General features: G+C 37.0%; 1 pseudogene. It reads left to right on the top strand.

The features are described 5' to 3' along the window. Positions 1-33: 33 nt before the first annotated feature. Positions 34-238, top strand: a pseudogene (locus SB765_RS33500) (glyceraldehyde-3-phosphate dehydrogenase); the annotation flags it as partial.

The following is a 238-nucleotide window of genomic DNA, read 5'->3' as shown; positions in this document are numbered from 1 at the left end:
ATCCGTCCAAAATTGTTTAATTAGGTAAAAAAAATGACCTCATCTCACGAGTTAGAATACACAAGTAGCTGGCAAGAACGTCAAGATTACGCTGAAAGCATGCAACCAATTATTGGTAAATTGTACCGTAATCGTGGTATTGAAATCGCTGTTTACGGCCGTCCATTAGTAAACTCAAGCACTATTGATATTATTAAGTCTCACAAATCAGTAGCCCAGTTTGAAGGAACTAAACTTC

The organism is Pseudomonas sp. SIMBA_067, from assembly GCF_046534675.1.
GTDB lineage: Bacteria > Pseudomonadota > Gammaproteobacteria > Pseudomonadales > Pseudomonadaceae > Aquipseudomonas > Aquipseudomonas putida.
Note: the sequence above shows the minus strand (reverse complement) of the source record. Positions and strands in the feature narration are given on the sequence as shown.